Source organism: Micromonospora sp. MP36 (genome assembly GCF_008119785.1).
GTDB lineage: Bacteria > Actinomycetota > Actinomycetes > Mycobacteriales > Micromonosporaceae > Micromonospora.
In genome coordinates this window covers 1-783 of sequence record NZ_VSFA01000284.1, presented here as the reverse complement: position 1 = coordinate 783, position 783 = coordinate 1, and the positions used below count along the sequence as shown (strand labels likewise).

The following is a 783-nucleotide window of genomic DNA, read 5'->3' as shown; positions in this document are numbered from 1 at the left end:
CCAGCTTCAGCGTGCCGCCGTGGTCCCGGTTGGCCAGGTCGATGGCCTCGACGAGCTTCTCGTCGCTGCAGGGCACCTCCCGCACCCGACCGTGCTCGTCCCGCTCCTCGCCACGCTTGCCCCGGTCCTGGTCGCCGCGCTCCTTGCCGTCGCGGCCCTCCTCGTCCCGGTTGGCGTTCTCCTCGCCCTTGGCGTCGTCCCTGGTGAGCTGCTGAGCGGTCGACCACTTCACGTCGGCGAGCCGGTGGGGGCCCACGGCCCCGGTGGTCGCGTAGGCCACACCCGCGAGGCTGACCGCTCCCGTCAGGCCCACGACGCCCGTGGCGAGCCAGACCCGGCGACGCCGGATCGGGGAGGTCGTCTCACGGCTGGCGTCATCGTTATTACGAAGGTAGTTGGACATCGGAGCTCTCTGCCCTCTCCTTGTACCCGACAAGGTCGCTTCGCCACGGCGAGGCGGCCTTCGCTACAAATCGGTTGTAGCTGCTGAAGAACACCGTATGAGAAGGTTCTTCACCTCGTGCGCGTATGCGAAAAAAACCCGCATAAGGGTGCGGGTGGTGCGGCCGGCCGCAGGGGGAACGGTGTGCCGCAGGGGGTACCAGGGTTGGCGAAGGGCCTCGGCGAGGGCGGAAGCTGGCGGTCCCCTCCGGAGATCCCGGACGGGCCACGACCGCGACGATCCGGGCGGCGGTGACGCCGAGGGAACGGGGTCCCTTTCCGCCGTGGCGCGGCGGAAAGGGACCCCGCGGTTATGTGGTGGTTCAGTTGAAGCAGTTCTTC

Annotated in this window: 1 pseudogene; it reads right to left on the bottom strand. The window is 69.0% G+C overall.

Going from position 1 to position 783, the window contains the following annotated elements:
• Positions 1 to 403, bottom strand: a pseudogene (locus FXF52_RS41185) (hypothetical protein); the annotation flags it as partial.
• Between the last annotated feature and the right edge of the window lie 380 nt (positions 404 to 783).